The organism is Enterobacter sp. AG326 (assembly GCF_004362415.1).
GTDB classification, from domain to species: Bacteria; Pseudomonadota; Gammaproteobacteria; order Enterobacterales; family Enterobacteriaceae; genus Enterobacter; species Enterobacter asburiae.
The window spans coordinates 1,369,392-1,392,771 of the sequence record NZ_SNXG01000001.1 but is presented as its reverse complement, the minus strand read 5'-3'; the positions used below and the strand labels follow the sequence as shown (position 1 = coordinate 1,392,771).

Sequence of the window (23,380 nt, the reverse complement as noted above, 5' to 3'; positions counted from 1 at the left end):
TATGCAAACCGAACGTATGACCATGGCCCAGGCGCTGGTCCGGTTCCTCAATCAACAGTACGTCAGCGTGGACGGTGACGAAACGCCCTTCGTGGAGGGCGTCGCCACCATATTTGGTCACGGCAACGTGCTGGGTATCGGCCAGGCGCTGGAGCAGGACCCCGGTCATCTGCACATCATGCAGGGCTGCAACGAGCAGGGTATCGCCCATATGGCGACGGGATTCGCCAAACAGCACCGCCGCCAGCGTATTTTTGCCGTCACCTCCTCCGTCGGGCCGGGCGCCGCCAATATGGTCACGGCGGCGGCAACCGCCACCGCAAACCGTATCCCGCTTTTACTGCTGCCGGGCGATATCTATGCAAGCCGCCAGCCGGACCCGGTGCTGCAGCAGATCGAGCAGTATCACGATCTCAGCATCAGCACCAACGACTGCTTCCGTCCGGTCTCCCGCTACTGGGACCGTATTAACCGCCCCGAGCAGCTGATGAGCGCCATGCTAAGCGCGATGCGAACGCTTACTGACCCCGCCAATACCGGCGCGGTGACCATTTGTCTGCCGCAGGACGTGCAGGGGGAGGCCTGGGACTACCCGCTGAGCTTCTTCGCGCGTCGCGTGCACCATATTGAGCGTCGTCCGCCCGATCCGCAGCGTCTGGCGCAGGCGCGGGCGCTGATCGCCCGCAAGCGTCGTCCGCTGGTGGTATGCGGCGGCGGCGTGCGCTATTCCGGCGCGCATGAGGCGTTTCGCGAGTTTGTCGAGACGCTGCGGCTGCCGTTTGCCGAAACCCAGGCCGGAAAGGGGGCGCTGGTAAGTGACCACCCACTTAACCTGGGCGGCGTAGGGGTAACGGGCGGAATGGCCGCCAACCAGCTCGCACCGCAGGCGGATTTAGTGATCGGCATCGGCACGCGCCTGACCGACTTTACTACCGGCTCCAAGGCGCTCTTTTCCCACCCGGACGTTGAGTTTCTGCTGCTGAACGTGGCCGAGTTTGACGCTCTGAAGCTGGACGCCACCGCGCTGATTGCCGATGCCCAAACCGGGCTCCAGGCATTGACCCACGCGCTCGGGGATTATCGCAGCGGTTGGGGAGAGGCGATAGCCGAGGCGAAGTCCGCCTGGCTCGACGAGTGCCGCCGCCTGTGGGATCGTCAGTGGCGTCCTGACGACGCGCCCGAAGTGGCAGGACACCTGGATGCGCAGCTGGCGGAATACGGCGAGACGCTCAACACCCGCCTGACCCAGACGCGGGTGCTGGGGCTGATCAACCAGCATGTTGAAGATAACGCCATCGTGGTGGGCGCGGCCGGTTCGCTGCCGGGTGATTTACAGCGCCTCTGGCAGGTCAAAACGCCGGACAGCTATCACCTGGAGTACGGCTACTCCTGCATGGGCTACGAGATCGCGGCAGCTCTCGGCGCGAAGCTCGCCAGACCCGAGCTGCCGGTGTACGCCATGGTGGGGGATGGCTCCTACATGATGCTGCACTCCGAGCTGCAAACCGCCGTTCAGGAGGGTATTAAGATCACCGTTCTGCTGTTTGATAATGCCAGCTTTGGCTGCATTAACAACCTGCAGATGGGGCACGGCATGGGCAGCTTTGGCACGGAAAACCGTCGGCGCAACCCGGAAACCGGGCGGCTTGACGGGCCGCTGGTGAAGGTCGACTTTGCGCAAAACGCGGAAAGCTACGGCTGCCGCGCATGGCGGGTGAACGATGAGCAAAGCCTGCTGGCGGCGCTGGAGGCATCACGGGCGCATCCGGGCCCGACGCTGCTGGACATCAAGGTGCTGCCGAAGACAATGACCCACGACTACGCCTCGTGGTGGCGAACCGGTGACGCGCAGGTGGCGGCGTCGCCTGCCGTGCGTGAGGCCGCTGAGCAAACGCAGGCGCAGGTGAAAAAAGCCCGTCAGTATTGAGTTTTCCCACCGTAACGAAATTTTCATTTCATTTTCCCCTCACCCTAACCCTCTCCCCAAAGGGGAGAGGGGATAGTTTGGTGCGCGCTTTTCTCCCTCGCCCCATTGGGGAGAGGGCCGGGGTGAGGGGAGTTGCCGCACGTCCTTCCATGTTGTGAGATTGATAACAAAATTTATCTCATTCATCTCAAAAGTGTTAACCCGCACTCAAAAACATAATTTTCACTATTTATAAAAATGAAATAAATGTTTTATTTATAGAGTCGTTAGTTCACAGCATTCACCAACACCGGGAGCCGTTATGTTTAACATTGCTTTACTGGGCGCTGGCCGAATTGGCCAGGTACATGCAGCTAACATCGCCAGCCACGGCGCGACCACGCTCTGGTCCGTGGTTGACCCGAATCAGGAATTTGCCACCCGTCTCGCCGCGCAGTATCAGGCCCGCCAGCAGAGCCTGAACGAGGCGATGACCGACCCTAACGTTCACGCCGTGCTGATTGCCTCCGCCACCGATACCCACGCGGATCTGATTGAAATGGCCGCCCGCCACGGCAAGGCCATTTTCTGTGAAAAGCCGGTACACCTTGACCTCGCCCGCGTGCGCGACTGCCTGAAGGTAGTCAAAGAGTACGACGTGCCGCTGTTCATCGGCTTCAACCGCCGCTTTGACCCGCAGTTTCGCCGCGTGAAAACCGACGTGCAGGCCGGGCGCATCGGCAAACCGGAATCGCTGCTGATCATCTCTCGCGACCCGTCTCCGCCGCCTGCGGAGTACGTGCGCGTCTCCGGCGGCATGTTCCGCGATATGACCATTCATGACTTTGACATGGCCCGCTTCATCATGGGCGAAGAGCCGGTGTCGGTGTATGCCCAGGGCAGCAACCTGGTGGATCCGGCGATTGGCGAGGCGGGGGATATCGATACCGCGTTTATCGTTCTGAAATACGCCTCCGGCGCGATGGCAACCATCGTCAACAGCCGCCGTTCATCTTACGGCTACGACCAGCGCCTGGAGCTGCACGGCTCCGAAGGGCTGCTGTGCGCGGGCAACATTCTTGAAAACCAGGTGCAGCACTACGGCAAACAGGGCTGCACCAGCGCGCTGCCGGAACACTTCTTCCTGCAGCGCTACAAATCCGCTTACGCCGCGGAATGGGAACACTTTGTTGCGGTCCTGCGCGGCGAAGCGGTGCCTGACTGCAGCGGCGATGATGGTGAACGTGCGCTGTACCTTGCGGATAAAGCGCTGGAGTCACTGCGCAGCCAGCGCGAGATCGTCCTCTAAACACAACAACCCTACACAGAGAGACATAATAATGAAAAAACTGATCGTAGCCGCCCTCATCGCCATGACGTCCGGGGCCGCCCTCGCCGAAAACGAGCAAATCGTTTTCAGTACGCCAAACCTGGCCATGCCGTTTGAAGTTCACATGCAGCGCACGGCGGTGAAAGCCGCAAAAGAGATGGGCGTGAAGCTTCAGGTGCTGGACGGGCAGGGCAGCTCGCCGAAGCAGGTGGCTGACCTGGAAAACGCCATCACCCGTGGGGCGCAGGGCTTTATCGTCTCCCCGAACGACGTCAACGCGGTCTCCAGCGCGGTGGATGAAATTCAGGATGCGAAGCTGCCGATCGTCACTCTTGACCGCTCCGTCGACAGCCAGAAGAAAGTGCCGCACTTTGGCGCCAACAACTACAAGGGCGGCCAGGCGGTTGGCGACTTCGTTAAAACCAAATTCCCCAACGGCGCGGACATCATTCTCCTCACCGGTCAGCCGGGCTCCTCTTCCAATATTGAACGCACCAAAGGGATCCGCGACAGCCTGAAGGCGGGCGGGGATAAATACAAGATCGTCGCCGATCAGACCGGCAACTGGATGCGTTCTGAAGGGATGCGCATTGTTGAAAGCGTTCTGCCTTCGCTGCCGAAACGTCCGCAGGTGATCCTCTCCGCCAACGACGATATGGCGCTGGGCGCGATTGAAGCGCTGCAGAGCCAGGGCGTGAAGCCGGGCGAAATCCTCGTGACCGGGTTTGATGCGGTGCCGGAAGCGCTGGCCCGCGTGCGCGACGGCTGGCTGGCGGTAACGGCGGATCAGCGCCCGGGCTTTGCGGTGCAGACGGCGATGAGCCAGCTTGTTGCCAACGTGCGCGAGAAGAAAGCCATTACCGGGGCCGACTATCCGCCGACGCTGATCACCAAAGAGAACCTGCAGCAGGCTGAGCGTATCGGTGAGGCCGGTAACTAATATGTCCCGAGCCGCCTCTGGCGGCTCATCATGAGGAGGAGCAGACTGATGTCGCAACCCTTACTGAAAGTGACCGACCTGGCAAAAAGCTTTTCCGGCGTCTGGGCGCTGAGCAGCGCTCAGCTGACCGTCGGCAGCGGAGAAATTCACGCCCTGCTGGGGGAAAACGGGGCGGGAAAATCCACGTTGCTGAAGGCGCTCGCGGGCGCGCAGCCGCAAACGCGCGGGGATATCTGGTTCAACGGCGAAACGCTGCCGGTGGACGACTCCCCGGTGGCGCGCCAGAACAAGGGCATTATCACCATCTATCAGGAATTCAACCTGCTGCCCAACATGACCGTCGCGGAAAATATGTTTCTCGGCCGCGAGCCGCGCAGGCGTAACCTGATCGTCGACGAAAGGGCGGTCAACCAGGAGGCGCAGGTCATTCTCGATTACCTCCAGCTGAACGTTGCGCCGACCACGCCTGTCGCCCGCCTGAGCGTCGCCCAGCAGCAGATGGTGGAGATCGCACGGGCGCTGACCCTCAACGCCAGGTTAATCATTATGGACGAACCTTCCGCCGCGCTGAGCGACAGCGAGGTGGAAAGCCTGCACCGCGTGGTGCGGGAGCTTAAAAACCGCGGCGTGAGCATTATTTACGTTACCCATCGTTTGCACGAAGTTTTCCAGCTCTGCGATCGTTTTACCGTTTTCCAGGACGGCCGCTTCACCGGCACCGGCGCGGTGGCGGAGACCAACGTCGAACAGCTGATCCGCCTGATGGTCGGACGCGACGTGGCCTTTAACCGTCGCCCTGCCAGCGAAACGCATCATGAAGACAAACCCGTCCGCCTGGCGGTGAAGGGGCTGAGCCGCGAAAAGCCGCCGCTGGATCCGCACGGCATCGCCCTGCACGACATCAGCTTCCACGTCCACGCCGGGGAAGTCTTAGGCATTGCCGGCCTGGTGGGCGCGGGACGTACCGAAGTGGCCCGCTGCCTGTTTGGCGCAGATGCGTTTACCTCCGGGAGCTTTGAGCTGGACGGCGTGCCGTACCAGCCGCGCGACCCGCTATATGCCCTCGATCAGGGCGTGGCGCTGGTGCCGGAAGACCGCAAAAAAGAGGGGGCGGTGCTGGGGCTGTCGATTCGCGACAACCTGTCGCTCTCCTGCCTCTCCTCGCTGCTGCAGTGGCGCTGGTTCGTAAACACCCGAAAAGAGGACGATCTGATTGAGTCCTACCGCAAGGCGCTGCAGATCAAAATGGTCAACAGCGCGCAGGAGGTGCGCAAGCTCTCCGGCGGCAACCAGCAAAAGGTGATCCTCGCGCGCTGCATGGCGCTCAACCCGCGGGTGCTGATCGTCGATGAGCCGACGCGCGGCATCGACGTGGGGACCAAATCGGAAGTGCACCAGGTGCTGTTTGACATGGCGAAAAAGGGCGTGGCGGTGATCGTGATCTCCTCCGATCTCCCTGAAGTGATGGCGGTGTCTGACCGGATCATCACCCTCAGCGAAGGCCGGGTGACCGGCGAGATCCACGGTGACGACGCTAACGAAGAACGGCTGATGACGATGATGGCCATCAACCACAACGCCCTGAACGCGGCATAACGGAGTTTCTCATGACGCAGATGATTTCTAAAACGCAGGCCCCGGTAAAACGCGCCGGACGCATCGATCCCATCGCCTTCTTCGAGCGCTTCGGGGTGCTGATTTTCATGATCCTGCTGCTGATCTTCTTCCAGTCGCAGAACAGCAACTTTTTCTCTGAACGCAATATTTTCAACATCCTGACCGAAGTGTCCATCTACGGGATCATGGCCGTGGGGATGACCTTCGTCATTCTGACCGCCGGGATCGACCTCTCCGTGGGCTCCATTCTGGCGGTGTGCGCCATGACCGCGGCGTACGTGATCAAAGGTGACAACTTCACCACCGTCGACCCGAACGCCTGGGGCGGCATGAGCTGGCTGATCGGGCTGGGGATTTGTCTGGCCATGGGCACGGCGATTGGCTTCCTGCACGGCCTGGGCGTCACCCGCCTGCGCCTGCCGCCGTTCATCGTTACCCTCGGCGGCATGACCATCTGGCGCGGCCTGACGCTGGTGATTAACGACGGCGCGCCGATTGCCGGTTTCGACCCTGGCTACCGCTGGTGGGGACGCGGGGAGCTGCTCGGCATCTCCATTCCTATCTGGATCTTCGCCATCGTCGCCGTCGGCGGCTATCTGGCGCTGCATAAAACCCGCTGGGGCCGCTTCGTCTACGCCATCGGCGGCAACCCGGAGGCGGCGCGCCTGGCGGGGGTGAACGTCAAGCGCGTGCTGGTCAGCGTCTACGTGCTGATCGGCTGTTTGGCGGGGCTGGCGGGCTTCATCCTGAGCGCGCGTCTGGGGAGCGCCGAGGCGGTGGCCGGGATCTCATTTGAGCTGCGCGTCATCGCCTCGGTGGTGATCGGCGGCACCTCGCTGATGGGCGGCTACGGGCGCATCGGCGGCACCATTATCGGCTCCATCATCATGGGCATTCTGATTAACGGCCTGGTGCTGATGAACGTCTCGGCCTACTACCAGCAGATTATCACCGGATTAATTATCGTTCTGGCGGTGGCATTCGATACCTATGCCAAAAGCCGTCGCGGCGCACTGTGAGGATCACGATGAAAGAGGTTCGTATTGGATTAATTGGCACCGGGTATATCGGCAAGGCGCACGCTATCGCCTATGCCCAGGCCCCGACGGTGTTCAACCTGCGCGGCAGGCTGGTGCGCGAGATGGTGGCGGAAGTCACGCCGGAGCTGGCGGCAGAGCGCGCGCAGGCGTTTGGCTTCAACCGCTCAACCGGGGACTGGCGGGCGCTGGTGGCCGACCCGGCCATTGACGTGGTGGATATTTGCTCACCCAACCACCTGCATAAGGAGATGGCGCTGGAGGCGATCCGCCACGGCAAGCACGTCTACTCGGAGAAGCCGCTGGCGCTTAACGCCCACGACGCGCGCGAGATGGTCGACGCCGCGAAGCGGGCCGGGGTGAAAACGCTGGTGGGGTTCAACTACATGAAGAACCCGACGGCGCAACTGGCGAAGGAGATTATCGCCCGCGGCGAGATTGGCGAGGTGATCCACTTCTACGGCACCCACAACGAAGACTATATGGCCGACCCGCTGTCGCCCATTCACTGGCACTGCTTTAAAGAGACCGCCGGGCTGGGGGCGCTGGGCGACCTCGCGGCGCATATCGTCAATATGGCCCAGTACCTGGTGGGGGATATCGAGCAGGTCTGCGGCGACCTGAAGATCGTGGTCCCTGAACGCCCGGCGAAGGCCGGATCGTCAGAGATGATTGCCGTCGAAAACGAGGATCAGGCCCACGCGATGGTGCGTTTTGCGGGCGGGGCGCAGGGCGTGATTGAAACCTCCCGCGTTGCCTGCGGCCGCAAGATGGGACTCTCGTACGTCATCACCGGGACGAAAGGCGCCATCAGCTTCACCCAGGAGCGCATGGCTGAGCTGAAGCTTTATCTGCATGACGATCCGGTGAACCGTCAGGGGTTCCGCACGCTGCTCGTCGGCCCGGCGCACCCGGACTACGCCGCGTTCTGCATGGGCGCGGGCCACGGGATTGGCTTTAACGATCAAAAAACGGTGGAGGTGCGCGACCTGGTGGACGGGATTGCCGCCGACGCGCCGATGTGGCCGGACTTCGAAGAGGGCTGGAAGGTGTCGCGCGTACTGGACGCGATTGCGCTCTCGCACCGGGAAGGCCGCTGGCTGAACGTGAACGACATTGTCTGATGAGGTATCAACGTGGAAAAGCAGTTTGATGTGATATGCATGGGCCGCGTGGCGGTAGACCTCTACAGCCAGCAGATTGGTGCCCGTCTGGAGGACGCGTCGAGCTTCGCCAAATACCTCGGCGGGTCATCGGGTAACGTGGCGTACGGCACCGCGCGTCAGGGTTTACGCTCGTCGATGCTGGCGCGCGTCGGCGATGAACATATGGGCCGCTTCCTGAGGGAAGAACTCAACCAGGTGGGCTGCGATACCAGCCATCTGATTACCGATAAACAACGCCTTACGGCGCTGGTGCTGCTCGGCATTAAAGACCGGGACACCTTTCCACTGATTTTTTATCGCGATAACTGCGCGGATATGGCGATTACCGCCAGCGATGTGGACGAAAGCTACATTGCCTCCGCACGTTGTCTTGCCATCACCGGGACCCACCTTTCTCATCCGCAGACCCGCGAGGCGGTGCTGACGGCGCTGGGCTATGCCCGCCGTCACGGCGTACGCACGGTACTGGACATCGACTACCGTCCGGTGCTGTGGGGGCTGACCGCCTTAGGCGACGGCGAAACGCGCTTTATCGCCGCCGATAAGGTCACCCGCGAGCTGCAGGAGGTTCTGCACCTCTTCGACGTCATTGTCGGCACCGAGGAGGAGTTTCACATTGCGGGCGGCAGCACGGATACCCTCCAGGCGCTGGAGCAGGTGCGCGCCGTCAGTGACGCTGCGCTGGTCTGCAAACGCGGCGCGCTCGGCTGCTCGGTCTATATCGACGCCATTCCGTCCCGGCTGGACGACGGCCTGACGGTGACCGGCGTGCGCGTGGAGGTGCTGAACGTCCTCGGGGCGGGGGACGCGTTTATGTCCGGCCTGCTGCGCGGCTACCTGAACGACGAGGGCTGGGAGCAGGCGTGCCGCTACGCCAACGCCTGCGGCGCGCTGGTGGTCTCGCGCCACGGCTGCGCCCCGGCGATGCCGAGCAAAATCGAGCTGGATGACTATCTTTCCCGCGCTGCGAACGTGCCGCGCCCGGATCTCGACCCGCGTCTTAACCATCTCCACCGGGTGACCACGCGTCGCCGCGAATGGCCGGAGCTGTGCGTGATGGCCTTCGACCACCGCAGCCAGCTTGAGGATATGGCGATGCAGTGCGGAGCGTCGCTTAAGCGCATTCCGGCGCTGAAACAGCTGATCCTGCAGGCCAGCCGCGAGGCGGCGAGCCGCGCCGGGCTGGAGGGCAAAGCCGGTCTGCTGTGCGACGGCACCTTTGGTCAGGACGCGCTGAACGCGATCACCGGGGAAGGGTGGTGGATTGGCCGTCCCATCGAGCTGCCGGGCTCCCGGCCGCTGGAGATGGAGCACGGCAACATCGGCACCCAGCTTATCAGCTGGCCGCAGGAGCACGTGGTGAAGTGCCTGGTCTTCTTCCACCCTGAAGATGCCCACGGCCTGCGCCTGGAGCAGGAGCAGAAAATCGCCGAGGTGTACCACGCCTGCTGCCGGTCCGGGCACGAGCTGCTGCTGGAGGTGATCCTGCCCGCGACCATGCCGCGCAGCGACGAGCTCTACCTGCGCGCTATCTCCCGCTTCTACAACCTGGGTATTTACCCGGACTGGTGGAAGCTGCCGCCGCTCTCGGCCGACGGCTGGACGGCGCTGAGCGAGATTATCGAACGTCGGGACCCGCACTGCCGCGGGGTGGTGATCCTCGGCCTGGACGCTCCGGCGGAACAGCTGCGCGCCGACTTCAAAGCCGCAGCGGGGCAGGCGGTAGTAAAAGGCTTCGCCGTGGGGCGCACGCTGTTTGGCGATGCCTCCCGCGCGTGGCTGAAGCACGATATTGACGATGCGCAGCTGGTGGCGCGCATCCGGGACAACTACCTGCAGCTTATCGCCTGGTGGCGCGAGCGCGGACACGCATAATGGAGACGACAATGAGTGTGCAATTAGGCATTAACCCGCTGACGTGGACGAACGACGATCTGCCTTCTCTCGGCGCGGAGACGTCGCTGGAGACCTGTCTGAGCGAAGGGAAAGAGGCCGGTTTTGCCGGCTTCGAGCTGGGCAATAAATTCCCGCGCGAAGCGCGCCTGCTTGGCCCTATCCTGCAGCGCCACGACCTGCAGCTGGTCTCCGGCTGGTACTCCGGCCGCCTGCTGGAGCGCAGCGTGGAGGAGGAGATCGCCGCCGTGCAGTCGCATCTGACGCTGCTGCGCGAGCTGGGGGCGAAGGTGCTGGTCTTTGCGGAAGTGAGCGGCTGCATTCACGGCGAGCAGCAGACTCCGGTGCATCTGCGCCCGCGCTTCCCGCAGGAACGCTGGAAGGAGTACGGCGAGAAGCTCACCGAATTTGCCCGCTATACGCAGCAGCAGGGCGTGCAGATTGCCTACCATCACCATATGGGCACGGTCATTGAGTCCGCCGAGGACGTGGACAACCTGATGATCCACACCGGGGAGGCGGTCGGATTGCTGCTGGATACCGGCCATCTCACCTTTGCCGGGGCCGATCCGCTGGCGGTGGCGCAGCGCTGGGCGTCGCGCATCAACCACGTTCACTGTAAAGACGTGCGTGCCGACGTGCTGGCGGACGTGAAAAACCGCAAAACCAGCTTCCTCGATGCGGTGCTGAGCGGCGTGTTTACCGTGCCGGGCGACGGCTGCGTCGATTACCCGCCGATTATGCGGCTGCTGAAGGCCCAGGATTATCACGGCTGGCTGGTGGTCGAGGCGGAGCAGGATCCGGCGATTGCCCATCCCCTGACCTACGCCCGTCTGGGGTATAACAACCTGAGCCGCCTGGCGCGCGACGCCGGACTGATTTAAGGAGGGAACATGTCACGTCTGTTATCACGCTGGCAGCAGCCAAACGCGGAGGGGCGCACCCAGTCCGTCACGCCGGAAAGCGCGGGGTGGGGCTACGTCGGCTTTGAGGCGTATGAGCTGCAGGAGGGGCAGACGCTGACGCTGCCCGCCGTCAGCGAAGAGCGCTGCCTGGTGCTGGTGGCCGGGCGGGCCTCCATCCGCACGCCTTCCGCGCAGTTTAACGACATCGGCGAGCGGATGAGCCCGTTCGAGCGCATCAAGTCGTGGGCGGTTTACGTCGCCCCGCAGGAGACGGTGCAGGTGAAGGCGCTGACGAAGCTGGAGCTGGCGGTCTGCGCCGCGCCGGGCAAGGGCACGTATCCGACGCGGCTGATTGCGCCGCAGGATATCGACGGCGAGGCGCGCGGCAAAGGCAACAACCAGCGCTACGTGCACAACATTCTGCCGGAAGACAGGCCCGCCGACAGCCTGCTGGTGGTGGAGGTGTGGACCAGTGAGGGCTGCACCAGCTCGTACCCGAGCCACAAGCACGACACGGATAACCCGCCGCAGGAAACCTATCTGGAGGAGACTTACTACCATCGCCTGAACCCGGAGCAGGGGTTCTGCATGCAGCGCGTTTACACCGACGACAGAACGCTGGATGAGTGTATGGCGGTCTATAACCGTGACGTGGTGATGGTGCCGAAGGGCTACCACCCGGTCGCGACGATGGCCGGATATGACAGCTACTACCTCAACGTGATGGCGGGGCCGGTGCGCAAATGGATGTTCACCTGGGAAGAGGACCACGCGTGGATTAATCGGGATTATCCCGCGGACAGCGGTGGCTAGCGCGGGTTAGCCACCAGAACACCAGCGCCAGCAGGCTGACCGAGGCGCCAAGCAGGCAGACGCCCGGCCAGCCGGCACAGGCATACGTCATCGTTGTGCCGAGCGCGCCGAGCCCGCTGCCGACGGCATAAAACAGCATGTAAAGCCCGACCAGCCGGCTGTGCGCCTCGGGACGGGTGCGGAAAATCATGCTCTGATTAGTGACGTGCAGCGCCTGACCGCCCAAATCGAGCAGTATGATGCCGATAAGCAAGATCCCGAGTGAACGGTCCATCAGCGACAAGGGCCACCAGGCTAACAGTAAGATACTCAGCGCCGCCGCGCTGGTACGTTGGGCATATCCCCGATCGGCCCAGCGTCCTGCCCGGCCAGCCGCCAGCGCGCCCACCGCGCCAGCCAGTCCAAACGCGCCAATCGCTGTATGCGAAAAGTTAAACGGCGGTGCGCTCAGCGGCAGCACCAGCGCGCTCCAGAAAATGTTGAACGATGCAAACATCAGCAGCGCCAGCACGCCGCGTATCTGCAGCACTTTTTCCTGCCGCAGCAGCGTGAGCATTGAGCCAATCAGGCGCGGATAGCTCATCGTGGCAGTGACGGCTGGCAGGGCGGGGAGTCGCCACCACAGAGGTAACGCAATCATGAGCATGAGCGCGGCAGCACAAAGATAAACCCCGCGCCAGCCAGCGATATCGCTGATGCCACCGGCAAAGACGCGAGCGAGCAGCAAACCTATAAACACGCCGCCCTGTGCCGCGCCGACAACGCGTCCCTGTTCATGGGGCGACGCGGCGCTGGCTGCGTAGGCGATCAGCCCCTGCGTCATGGCCGTGCCCAACATACCGGTCGCAAGCATACCGATCAGCAGCGCTGAAGAGGACTGTGCCATGCTGACGGAAACCAGCGCCACCACCAGAGCAATCAGCTGTACTGCCATGAGTCGTCGACGATCCACTTTGTCACCCAGAGGAACGACAAGCAAAAGAGCCAGCGCGCAGCCAATTTGTGTCGCGGTCACCACGCCACCCACGGCCGCATGGCTGATGCCGAAATCGTTCGCCAGCGCGTCAAGCAAAGGCTGGGCGTAATAGACGTTTGCCACGCTTAGGCCGCTGGCGGTGGCGAACAGCCAGACCATGCTGCGCGGCATGTCGGCTGAAGGAAGAGCTGACGTCAGTGACATATTCAAAATCCTCGCCTGTGATAACCTGGTTTTAAAATGAAACTGGTTGAATGCTAGGCTAAGCAGTTTTAAAATGCAACTAGTTATAGGGTGGCCTTTGCGAGGAAAACAGGTGATGTCCCGAAATACGGTAAAAGAGGAATATTGTCCCGTTGCCCGCAGCGTTGACCTGCTCGGGGATCGCTGGTCGCTTCTTATTGTGCGTAATGCGTTTGACGGCATGACGCGCTTCGGGGATTTTCAGCGCAGCCTTGGGGTGGCGCGCAACATCCTTTCTGACCGGCTTCGCAAGCTGGTTGAGGCAGAAATCCTGACGTTACAGGGGGCATCGGACGGCACGGCTTATCAGGAATATGTTCTGACCGACAAAGGCGAACGTCTTTTCCCCGTGATCGTGGCGCTGCGTCAGTGGGGAGAGCAAAATCTGTTTGCGCAGGGCGAGCGTCACTCGCTGCTGGTTGACAGGCGGACGGGCAGGCCGGTTCCCTTTATGGCGCCAGCAGCGCATGACGGCACTGCGCTGCTGCCGGTGGATACGGAAGTGAAGAAGATCGAATGAGTCGCTCCGGTTAATTACTGCTTATCGCCTGCTCAATCGTCCGGGCAACGATCTGCGGCTGGCTCACCATCGACACGTGGCCTGCCGCCACCTCGGCGGTTTTCGCATGGATCGTCTTCGCCATCGCCCGTTCAAGATCGGGGTTGATCATTCGGTCATTTCTGCTGACCACATACCAGCTCGGTTTGTCATGCCACGCCGCGTGGGCGACCTTTTCACCAAACGCCTCGGCCTTAATCGGCCCCTGCGTGGCGGCAATCGTATCTTGAATGTCTGGCTTCACGTCAGGCGCGAAGTCCTTTCTGACGGCTCCTGTCGGCAGGTATAAATAGCCGTCCGCCGTTTTAGCAATGTCCGCGCTGCCCGGCGGGGCAGGGAAGCTTCCTGCCAGATCCGCCGTCGACTGACCGGAATCCGGCGCGAACGCCGCCACGTACACCAGCGATTTTACCCGCGCATCGTTGCCCGCCTCGCTAATTACGGTGCCGCCCCAGGAGTGGCCCACCAGCACCACGTCACCCTTGGCGCGGGCGATGGCCCGCCGCGTGGCCGCAACGTCATCCTTAAGCGAGGTGAGCGGGAGCTGGACGGCAATGACCTCGGCGTGCTGCTTCTGCAACAGGGTAATCACCTTATTCCAGCTGCTGCCGTCGGCAAACGCGCCGTGCACCAGCACGACGCTGGTTTTACTCTGCGCAAAGGCGCTGGCGGAAAGCGCCAGCAGGCCTGCCGTCACTACAGACAGTGCTTTCATCTTCAGACTCCTTAAAAATGGTGGACCGCCGCGTGGGGCGGGACGGTGAATTCAACGGTTTTGTGGTCGAGCGGCTTATGCGTCGGGTCGGCCAGAATAATGGTCACCTTGTGTTTACCGGCGGGCAGCCCCACCAGGATAACCGGCTCTCCGCTGGCGTCAGCCCAGTGCCACGGCGCGTCATCCACCACCACGTGAATGTGCCCGATGCGCGGCGTGACCTTGAGCGCTTCGGGGCCGAATACCGGCTCGATGCGAAGGTTTTCGGCACGGTACTGGATAAACACCGCGCCTTTGCTTAGCGGCCCGGCAAGCGGCGGATCGACTATCAGCCTGGCAGGCGGCTGCGGCTGCGCCAGCGGCGCAACGGCGGCGGGGCCGTTAACGTCCCCGGCGCTCAGGTTGTCCAGCGGTGTGGCCCGGGCATGGGCTACAGATGCCAGGACAAGCAGGGGGATAAGTGCATAACGACGGATCATGGGTTCTCTCCTCATCGGTTCTGAATGGCGACAGGGAAAGAAAACCATTTTTATGTATCGGAGATATTTGCCGGAGGCGGCGTTTTGTACCCCTTTGTCAGCGCAGGGGTCTGGATACAGTGCGATACACTTTGCCTGCCGGGACGGCGCACCATCGCTATCGCCAGCCCGGCAATCACCAGCGTCAGCCCGGTTGAAACCCACATTGCACCCGCGATCCCCAGCGTTTTATTCAGCCACGCATAGGCAAACGGTGAGGCTGCCGCCATCAGCTGGCCGGGGATCAGCAGCATGCCCGTGCGGCGGGCATAGCTTTCGGTGCTAAACAGTTCCAGCGGCAGGGTGGCTTTCACGATGGTGACCAGCCCGTTGATGGCGCCGTAGCCCAGCACAAACCCTGCTGCACACCACATAAACAGGGCGCTGCTCGTCCCCAGAAGAAAGCAGAGCGGCATGGCGAGCGCGGTAAAAAGGGTGAGTTTGAAGGGGGTTAAGCAGGCACCCGCGAGCACTTCCAGCGAGCGAGCGCCCGTCTGGCCGACTCCCCACAGCATGCCGATGGCGACCGGCAGGCCGAAGTGGGCAATAAACTCCGGCAGATGGGTGGACGTACCGTTAGAGACAAAGGTGATGAGGGCAATGAAGGCGGCATAAAGCCAGCCGTTACGCCGCTCGTTGTTCAGCGGCGGCGCGATGACCTTTGTCGTCACCGTCAGCCGCTGCCGGGGAAGCGTTCTTATCAGCGCCGCGCTCAGCAGGCCGAAGAGAGCATAGACGCGCAGCGCCTCCTGCCAGCTCATCACCTGAAGCAGGGCATCGCCCAGCGGCCAGAAGACAGCGGAGGCCAGCCCACCCGCCAGCGTGACGCGTGAGATTGTTCTTCGCGCCTGCTGCCCGTAGAGGTTCACCAGCGCGGCGAACAGCGCGTCGTACAGCGACAGGCGCATCCCGACGCCGGTGACCAGCCAGGCGCAGTACCAGCCAAAAAGCGTCTGGGTATAGGCCATCCCTGCGCAGCTTGCGGCGATCAGCAACGTTCCGCTCATCACCACCGTCTTACCGCCAAAGCGTGCCAGCAGGCGGGCGACAAACGGGGAAACCGCCGCCATGACCAGCATCGCCAGCGTCAGGCCGAGGTAAATCTGCGGTGATGACCATCCCCGGTCGGTTGAAATCGCCAGCGCAAAGGTGCCGGGCATATAAAACGAGATCCCCCAGTTGATGAGCTGATTACATCCCGCCGTGAGGGCGAGGCGGCGTGGCAGGGCGGGTGTTTCCATTGTTTTTCATTCCGTTATGCAGTTGTCCTGAGCATAACTCGCGCGCTATTGTGCTGGCAGGGCAGCAACCTTATGCGCGGTATAAGAGAAACTTTGAATGACATCGCTTAATCTGGGCTATCTCGCCACCTTCCGTCTGGTGATCCAGCGCGGCAGCTTTTCAGCGGCAGCGGATGTGCTGGGCATTTCCCAGCCCGCCGTCAGCCTGCAAATACGTCAGCTGGAGCAGTTTCTGCAAACGCGGCTGGTGGAGCGTACCGGACGAGGGATTAAGGCTACGGCTGCCGGTCAGGCGTTGCTGGCGCACGGGGAGCGTATTCAGCAGGCGGTGGATGACGCTATCCGGTCCGTGAGCGCATTCAGCCACGATGTGAGCGGCACTATTACGCTTGGCACGGGGGCAACGGCCTGCATCCATCTTCTGCCACCGCTGCTGGAGAAGCTGCGCCAGGACTATCCGCTCCTGAGCGTGGGGGTGACGACGGGCAACACCCTCGACATCGTAAGGGCCATCGAAGAGAACCGGCTCGATATGGGGCTGGTGACGCTGCCGGTGAGCGGCAGAGCGCTGGACGTCATGCCGGTGATGGACGAAGAGTTTGTTTTTATCGCGTCGCGGGAGCAGCAGGATGCTTTCAGGACGCTCACCCCGGAGGCGCTGCACGCTCAGCCGCTGATTGCCTTTGAATCAGGCAGCGGTACCCGGGCGCTGATCGATGGCTGGTTTGCGGCTAATGGATTAGCGATCGCACCGGTGATGCAGCTTGGCAGCATCGAGGCGATCAAACGCATGGTTCGCGCGGGGCTGGGCTACAGTATTGTGCCGCGAATGGCGGTCGAACAGGATGCCGATCGCGAAGGGCTATGCGTGATGTCGCTTACGCCCATGCTGCAGCGGCAGCTGGCGGTGGTAATGCGGCAGGATAAAATCCTCAGCAAAGGGATCGCGGCCATTATTCGGCTCGTGCAACATCCTGCGGCTGTTTAGCGATCGGCGGTGTCGACGGTCAGGCTGGATTGCTGCGACTGGGTTTTGTCCTGATGGTGGTACCAGGCGCCAATTGAAGAGTAAACGAAGCGGCCAAAGAAAAACAGGAAGCTGATGAGCAGTATGATGCGGGTCATTCGGGTATTAAATTGATGTCGTTTTCGCATACGCGTGACCTGACTCACTCTGTTTTTCCTGGATAAGCCCTTTTGGGCGACAAGGATATTAAGGCACAGCGGGAAGATGGGGTCAATTCTGATGTGTGTAAATAACCGTCAATGTTTACATTGATTAATGTTATTGAAATTAATTAATGCATTTACCATATTGATAATATGAAGAAAATAATTTCAAAAAAACGCCGCAAAAAGTTATTTGCGTAAAGTAGTTTGATTTAAGTCAACGGCTTCCCGGCCCTGATATTTAAAATCCTTCCTCCATACTGTTCGCCCCGCATGCCGCCGGGCGGCGCGTACGTCAGGTTGGATGCCTGTCTTTATTTTCCCTCTGGAGCGAAAGGGGTTTAACCGGGCATCTATGAACATTCTGGCTTTCCTGAAAAAAAATGAAAACCGCTGGTGGGCATTACCGCTTATTTTGCCTGTGGTTTTACTTCCCGTGCTGAGCGTCGCGAATACATTCACGCAGCTGGGCGACGGCATTGCGGCACTCTATTATTTACCCCTCTCATTTTTGCTTTCGCTGATGATGTTCTTTGGCCTGGAAGCGCTGCCCGGGATCGTATTGTCGCTGTTTATCCGCTATTACCCGTCGGTCGGGATGTTTGAAACCGTCGCGGGGATCCTCCATTTTGTCGTCCCTTTAGTGCTCAGCTGGGGAGGCTACCGGGTGTTTGCGCCCAGACGGAATATGACCGCGTACGGCGACGTGCGACTGATGGCGCAGCGCATCTTCTGGCAAGTCTTCTGCCCCGCGACGCTGTTTCTGGTGCTGTTTCAGTTTGCGGTGTATTTAGGCGTGTATGAGAGCCGTCAGAGCCTTGCAGGATTAAATCCCCTCAACATTCGCACGCTCATCAACTATCAGACGCTGCTGGTCAGCGGGCTGACGGGCGTACCGCTGAGCTATCTGCTGATCCGCCTGCTTCGACATCCGCGCTATATCAAAAGCCTTCTCTCGCAGATCCGTTCCGAGATAGACAAAAAGGTGACGATCGTTGAGTTGTTGCTGTGGGCTATCACGCTCGGCGGGCTGCTTTCGCTGCTGCTGATTCCGATGAATGAGAACAGCTCCATTTTCACCACCAACTACACTCTTTCCCTGCTGATGCCGGTGATGCTCTGGGGCGCGATGCGTTTTGGCTATAAGCTGATTTCGCTTATCTGGACGCCGATACTGCTGGTGTCTATTCACTATTTTTACCGCTATATCCCGGTAAATCCGGGGTATGACATTCAGCTGGCGATCACCTCTTCCAGTTACCTGGTCTTCTCCTTCGTGGTGATTTATATGTCGATGCTGGCAACACGGCAGCGCGCGGCGAACAAACGCTCCCGCAGGCTGGCGCTGCTCGACCCGGTCGTCCATATGCCTAACCTGCGGGCGCTGTCGCGCGATCTGGCGAAAAACCCGTGGTCGGCGCTCTGCCTGCTGCGCATTCCGGAGCTGGAAATTCTGGGCCGAAATTACGGCGTGTTGCTGAGGATTCAGTACAAGCAGCAGCTGGCGCAGTGGGTGAATGGCATTCTCCAGCCCAATGAGCTGGTGTATCACCTGACCGGGTATGACCTGGCGGTACGACTTAACGCGGAATCGCACCAGCAGCGGATTGAAGCCCTGGACGAGCATATCAAGCAGTTCCGCTTTGTCTGGGACGGCATGCCGCTGCAGCCGCAGGTGGGCGTGAGCTATTGCTATGTCCGGTCCCCGGTTAACCATCTTTATCTGGTGCTGGGCGAGCTGGGCGTGGTTGCCGACCTGTCGCTCTCCTCTAACCATCCGGAAAATCTTCAGCAGCGTGGGGCCGTCCATTTGCAGCGCAACCTGAAGGATAAAGTCGCGATGATGAGCCGCCTGCAAAAGGCGCTTGATAACGACGAATTCACCCTGCTGGTTCAACCCGTTCGCGGCCTGCGTGGCGATTGCTATCACGAAGTCCTGCTCCGGATGCCGGATGTAAACGGGCTATTGATCTCCCCCGACCAGTTCCTGCCCGTCGCGCAGGAGTTTGGTCTGTCTTCGCGGGTAGATTTGTGGGTGCTGGAGCACACCCTGCGCTTCCTCGCCGCGCATCGCGAAAGACTGCCCGGCCAGCGCTTTGCCATTAATCTGGCCCCGTCGACCGTGTGTCGGGTGCAGTTTCCGCTTGAGGTGAGTCGCCTGCTGGCGAAATACGCCATTGAGCCGTGGCAGCTGATCTTTGAAGTGACGGAGTGCAGCACCTTTTGCAATGCGGAGCAGGCGCTACACATCCTCCGGCAGCTGCAGAAAATGGGGGTACGTATTGCGATTGATGATTTTGGCACCGGCTATGCGAGCTATGCGCGGCTGAAAAGCGTGGACGCGGATATTCTCAAGATTGACGGCAGCTTTATTCGCAATATCGTCAACAACAGCCTGGATTATCAGATTGTGGCGTCTATCTGCCATCTGGCGCGCATGAAGAAAATGCTGGTGGTGGCGGAGTATGTCGAAAGCGAAGAGATACGTAGCGCGGTTCACGCGCTAGGCATCGATTATGTGCAGGGTTATCTGATTGGCAGACCGGCACCGCTTGAGTCACTGCTGGAGGCAGAGGCGTCCACCGCGGACGCCTGAGCCGTTACGCGGCGACGTCGGCGCTCTCTTCTTCAATTTTGAGCAGCCAGCCGGTGACCGCTTCCCAGTACTGCTGCTCTTTTTCCAGATCCAGCAGGACCAGCGCGTTCTGGCTAAACCAGTCGTGCGGGAAGCTCAGCGTCCAGTGATGGTCGTCTGTTTTCAGTTTTAACGTTGGGGGCGTCGTTGTCGCCTGACGCTGGTTATTGAGCAGCACGCCCAGACGCAGCAGCTGAATAAGCGGCAGGAACTGTTTTTTCTTGAACAGCGTAAAGCGCGGCAGGTCGTCGAGCTTGATGGCTTTGCGGTGATAACGCACCAGGGTCGCCATCATGGTTTGCTGCTCCTGGTTGAAGCCAGGCAGATCGCTGTTTTGCAGAATATAGGCCGAATGGCGGTGCATCCCGCTGTGGTTGATGTTCAGCCCCACCTCGTGCAGCATCGCGGCCCATTTCAACAGCGCGGCAAGCTGCGGGTGCGCGAGCTTCGGATTCTGCTCCTGCCACTGTTCGTACATCTGCACCGTGGTGTCCAGCACGCGCTTCGCCTGTTCACGGTCAATGTTGTACTGGTTGGCCAGGCTTTGCGCGGTGCGGCTGCGAATATCCTGATGGCGGAAACGGCCTTCCATCTCATACAGCACGCCTTCACGCAGCGCGCCGTCCGACAGACGCAGCTCTTTTATGGCGAGGGCATCAAACACGCCGCAGAGAATAGCCAGCCCCGGCACGAATACCGCTTTACGCTCGTCGGAAAGACCCGGCAGGCTTAAGGCGTCAAAACTTTTATGCTTCAGCACTTCTTCGGTCAGCAACGTCAGGCGTTCGGGCGTGATGAACCCGTCTTTTTCACCCATCGCCAGCAGCACTTCATGCGCCGCCTTGATGGTGCCCGACGCGCCCAGCGCCACGTTCCAGCCCTGAATACGGTACTGCCAGGCCAAATTTTCCAGCTTCTGGACAGCCGCCATACGCGCGCGCTGGAAGTTCTCGCGGGTGATGGTGCCGCCCGGGAAATACATCTGCGCGAAGCTGACGCAGCCCATACGGCGGCTTTCCACCAGGCGCGGCTCAAAGTCTTCGCCGATTACCAGCTCCGTTGAGCCACCGCCGATATCGATAACCAGCTTGCGCCCTTTTTCTGGCTGGGTGTGCTCAACGCCCATGAAAATCAGACGCGCTTCCTCGTTGCCGGAGATGATCTCAATCGGGTAGGGGATCACCTTTTCGGCCCGCTTGAGAAACTCCGGGGCGTTCAGGGCCTGGCGCAGTGTGTGGGTGCCCACGATGCACACGCTGGAGGGCGAGAAGCCCTGCAGGCGTTCAGCAAACAGCGACAGGCAGTTTAACCCGCGCTCCATCGCCTCTTCGCTGAGCATGCTGCGTTCATCAAGACCATCCGCCAGGTGTACGCGCTGCTTCAGACGACCGATGATCTGCAGCGCGCCATCCACCTCACGGGCGATGACCATGTGGAAACTGTTAGAGCCAAGGTCGACCGCGGCGAATTCCTGCGGGCGTGGGGTCTTATCATTTATCGGCATAGGTTAATCGGGTTGCTCGAGTGATTTGATATAGTCGTAAATCGCCAGTTGCGACCGCACTTTGCGGCGGTTGCCGCGCGGCACATAGCGGTTACTGAGTTCTTTGTCGATATAGCGTGCTTTCACGGTATCGCTGAACAGAATCTCGATGATGTCGAGGATCTGCTGCTTCAGACGCGGATCCAGCAGCGGTGCCGCGACTTCAATACGGTAGTCAATATTGCGCGTCATCCAGTCTGCCGAAGAGAGATAGACCTGTTTATCACCCGCATTATCAAAAATATAGATCCGATCGTGTTCCAGGTAACGGTCAACAATGCTGATTACGCGAATATTGTCGCTGATGCCTTCCAGTTCCGGGATCAGCGAGCACATGCCGCGGATTAGCAGGTTAACCGGCACGCCGGAGCTGGATGCCGCGTACAGCCTGTCCACCAGCCCTTTGTCGACCAGGTTGTTAAGCTTCAGCGTGATGCCGGACGACAGCCCTTTCTGGGCATTGGCGATCTCTTTATCGATCATATCGTACAGCAGGCGGCGCGAGTTCTGCGGTGAGACCAGCAGATAGTCAAAGCTCACCGGACGGTACGGGTTTTCGATAAAGTTAAAGACCCGGCGCACTTCGTTAGTGATGCGGGCGTCGGCGGTTAAGAGCGAGTAGTCGGTATAAATTCGCGCCGTTTTCTCGTTAAAGTTCCCGGTACCGATGTGGGCATAACGCACCACATCGTCGCCCTCTTTGCGGGAGATGAGGAACAGCTTGGCGTGAATTTTTAGCCCCGGCGCGGAGAAGATGACGTGCACACCGGCTTCCGTCAGACGGCGCGCCCAGTGAATGTTGGCCTCTTCGTCGAAGCGCGCCTGCAGCTCAACCACCACGGTGACTTTTTTGGCGTTGTGCGCCGCATGGATCATCGCGTCGATGATGCGGGAATCTTTTGCCACGCGGTAGATGTTGATTTTGATCGCCAGCACGCTCGGATCGAACGAGGCCTGACGCAGCAGTTCGAGCACGTGCTCAAACGTGTGATACGGATAGTAAAGCAGCACGTCGCGTTCGCGAATGGCGTCGAATCCGTTGCGGAATTTATCGAACCACAGATGGCGCAGGCGCGGCAGCGGCTTGTTCACCAGATTGGCTTTGCCGACGTTCGGGAAGCCAATAAAGTCTTTAAAGTTGTGGTAACGACCGCCCGGCACGATGGAGTCATAGCGCGAAATGGTCAGTTTATCGCGCAGCATCTCCACCATGGCGTCCGGCATATCGCGCTGATAGACAAAGCGCACCGGCTCGGCCGTCAGGCGCTGTTTTAGGCTGGAGGACATCAGTTCCATCAGGCTGGCTTCCATCTCGTGCACCAGGTCATATTCGGCGTCACGGGTCATCTTCATCGAATAGGCATTTAACGCATCGTAATCGAAGAAGCCTTTGAAGATGTCGTCCAGACAGTAGCGCAGGATGTTATCCAGCAGGATCATCGGCTTGCGTCTGCGCGGGGTTTCCGGCGGCAGGTTCACAAAGCGCGGCACCTTGTCGGACGGGATCTCCAGCAGCGCGTAACGGATGGAATCACCGCGAATAATTTCCACCGCCAGGTAGGTGTAGTCATCTTTCAGGAACTGTACCAGATCGGTTTCGCGGTTGATCAGAATCGGGGTAATGTGCTGGCGCAGGTAGTGTTTGAAGTAGTGGCGCAGCCAGTTTTGTTGGTTAACGGAAAGCTGGCGTTCGTTAATCAGGAAGATTTGATTGCGCGCCATCTCCAGCAGCAGTTCGTTATACAGGCCGTCAAATTCCTGATCGGCTTTCAGCACGCGGGACTGGATTTTGCCCAGCAGATGCCGCGAGTGCGAGTTTAAGCCCTGTTCTTCGCTGATGATGATGCGTCTTTTCAGCTCGGCAAAGCGAACCTTGTAGAACTCATCCAGGTTGTTGGAATAAATGCCCAAAAAACGCATGCGCTCGATCAGCGGGTTACTTTTGTCTGCCGCTTCCTGGAGTACACGTTCGTTAAATGCTAACCAGCTTAGCTCTTTCTCGATATATAACTTTTCCTGACCCATTACAGCTCACACTCCAGTTCAATCACAGGACGTGGTAAATCCGTCTCGTCCTTATTATGGCGAGCATTTCCACGATATGTCCAACAGTGCCAGAAAAGTATGACAGTTATTTTTTTTGTTGGGGATTTTAGAAGGTTGGAGAAGGGGA

At 60.2% G+C, this 23,380-nt stretch carries 19 protein-coding genes; 12 read left to right on the top strand and 7 right to left on the bottom strand.

The features are described from left to right. Position 1 precedes the first annotated feature (1 nt). The 9 genes from iolD to iolB all read left to right on the top strand — a co-directional run bounded on the left by iolD (position 2) and on the right by iolB (position 11,607). Positions 2-1,927 (top strand): 3D-(3,5/4)-trihydroxycyclohexane-1,2-dione acylhydrolase (decyclizing), encoded by a 1,926-nt coding sequence (iolD, locus tag DFO52_RS06550; RefSeq protein WP_133549770.1) that lies wholly within the window; start codon positions 2-4, stop codon positions 1,925-1,927. A 301-nt stretch (positions 1,928-2,228) separates the two neighbouring features. After that, positions 2,229-3,215: an inositol 2-dehydrogenase gene (iolG, locus tag DFO52_RS06545; protein ID WP_063440001.1), complete on the top strand. Its 987-nt coding sequence runs from the start codon at positions 2,229-2,231 to the stop codon at positions 3,213-3,215. Between the two features lie 31 nt (positions 3,216-3,246). Beyond that, positions 3,247-4,176: a sugar ABC transporter substrate-binding protein gene (locus DFO52_RS06540; protein WP_023333011.1), complete on the top strand. Its 930-nt coding sequence runs from the start codon at positions 3,247-3,249 to the stop codon at positions 4,174-4,176. Positions 4,177-4,224: 48 nt separating this feature from the next. Continuing rightward, entirely contained in the window at positions 4,225-5,772 is a 1,548-nt protein-coding gene (locus DFO52_RS06535; RefSeq protein WP_047060733.1) for a sugar ABC transporter ATP-binding protein, read from the top strand. 11 nt (positions 5,773-5,783) lie between these two features. Next, the gene (locus DFO52_RS06530; protein WP_028014045.1) at positions 5,784-6,812 is read left to right on the top strand and encodes an ABC transporter permease; all 1,029 of its coding nucleotides are present in this window, start codon (positions 5,784-5,786) and stop codon (positions 6,810-6,812) included. An 8-nt stretch (positions 6,813-6,820) separates the two neighbouring features. Continuing rightward, positions 6,821-7,954, top strand: a complete 1,134-nt coding sequence (locus DFO52_RS06525; RefSeq protein WP_133549768.1) for a Gfo/Idh/MocA family oxidoreductase — start codon at positions 6,821-6,823, stop codon at positions 7,952-7,954. Between the two features lie 12 nt (positions 7,955-7,966). Beyond that, a complete protein-coding gene (iolC, locus tag DFO52_RS06520; protein ID WP_133549766.1) occupies positions 7,967-9,871 on the top strand; it encodes a 5-dehydro-2-deoxygluconokinase in 1,905 nt (634 codons plus the stop codon). An 11-nt stretch (positions 9,872-9,882) separates the two neighbouring features. Further along, on the top strand, positions 9,883-10,773 hold the full coding sequence (gene iolE, locus DFO52_RS06515) for a myo-inosose-2 dehydratase (protein ID WP_047647087.1): 891 nt from the start codon (positions 9,883-9,885) through the stop codon (positions 10,771-10,773). 9 nt (positions 10,774-10,782) lie between these two features. Next, positions 10,783-11,607 carry a 5-deoxy-glucuronate isomerase gene (gene iolB / locus DFO52_RS06510; protein ID WP_133549764.1) on the top strand — a complete coding sequence of 275 codons (825 nt, stop codon included), beginning with the start codon at positions 10,783-10,785 and terminating at the stop codon, positions 11,605-11,607. On the opposite strand, the gene DFO52_RS06505 is transcribed toward iolB, so the two are convergent. Then, on the bottom strand, positions 11,573-12,787 hold the full coding sequence (locus tag DFO52_RS06505; RefSeq protein ID WP_133549762.1) for an MFS transporter: 1,215 nt from the start codon (positions 12,785-12,787) through the stop codon (positions 11,573-11,575). The two genes, iolB and DFO52_RS06505, sit on opposite strands and share 35 nt — an antisense overlap. Before the next feature lie 112 nt (positions 12,788-12,899). Between DFO52_RS06505 and DFO52_RS06500 the strand changes: the two genes are divergently transcribed. Continuing rightward, positions 12,900-13,346, top strand: coding sequence for a helix-turn-helix domain-containing protein (locus tag DFO52_RS06500; protein ID WP_208110468.1), 447 nt, complete (start codon positions 12,900-12,902; stop codon positions 13,344-13,346). 10 nt (positions 13,347-13,356) lie between these two features. Here the strand turns inward: DFO52_RS06500 and DFO52_RS06495 are convergent, their stop codons facing one another. From DFO52_RS06495 to DFO52_RS06485, 3 genes are read right to left on the bottom strand one after another with little or no spacing between them, the layout of a single operon-like run. Continuing rightward, positions 13,357-14,100 carry an alpha/beta hydrolase gene (locus tag DFO52_RS06495; protein ID WP_133549760.1) on the bottom strand — a complete coding sequence of 248 codons (744 nt, stop codon included), beginning with the start codon at positions 14,098-14,100 and terminating at the stop codon, positions 13,357-13,359. 11 nt (positions 14,101-14,111) lie between these two features. Further along, entirely contained in the window at positions 14,112-14,579 is a 468-nt protein-coding gene (locus DFO52_RS06490) for a DUF6130 family protein (RefSeq protein ID WP_029739955.1), read from the bottom strand. A gap of 50 nt (positions 14,580-14,629) precedes the next feature. After that, entirely contained in the window at positions 14,630-15,859 is a 1,230-nt protein-coding gene (locus tag DFO52_RS06485; RefSeq protein WP_133549758.1) for an MFS transporter, read from the bottom strand. A 97-nt stretch (positions 15,860-15,956) separates the two neighbouring features. Between DFO52_RS06485 and DFO52_RS06480 the strand changes: the two genes are divergently transcribed. Continuing rightward, positions 15,957-16,847 (top strand): LysR family transcriptional regulator, encoded by an 891-nt coding sequence (locus DFO52_RS06480; RefSeq protein WP_133549756.1) that lies wholly within the window; start codon positions 15,957-15,959, stop codon positions 16,845-16,847. Here the strand turns inward: DFO52_RS06480 and DFO52_RS06475 are convergent. After that, entirely contained in the window at positions 16,844-17,014 is a 171-nt protein-coding gene (locus tag DFO52_RS06475) for a YfgG family protein (protein ID WP_023333002.1), read from the bottom strand. The two genes, DFO52_RS06480 and DFO52_RS06475, sit on opposite strands and share 4 nt — an antisense overlap. A 370-nt stretch (positions 17,015-17,384) precedes the next feature. Between DFO52_RS06475 and DFO52_RS06470 the strand changes: the two genes are divergently transcribed. Then, entirely contained in the window at positions 17,385-19,625 is a 2,241-nt protein-coding gene (locus tag DFO52_RS06470; protein WP_133549754.1) for an EAL domain-containing protein, read from the top strand. Between the two features lie 4 nt (positions 19,626-19,629). Here the strand turns inward: DFO52_RS06470 and ppx are convergent, their stop codons facing one another. After that, positions 19,630-21,168, bottom strand: a complete 1,539-nt coding sequence (ppx, locus tag DFO52_RS06465; RefSeq protein WP_023308773.1) for an exopolyphosphatase — start codon at positions 21,166-21,168, stop codon at positions 19,630-19,632. Between the two features lie 3 nt (positions 21,169-21,171). After that, entirely contained in the window at positions 21,172-23,232 is a 2,061-nt protein-coding gene (gene ppk1, locus DFO52_RS06460) for a polyphosphate kinase 1 (protein WP_029739960.1), read from the bottom strand. Positions 23,233-23,380: the final 148 nt, after the last annotated feature.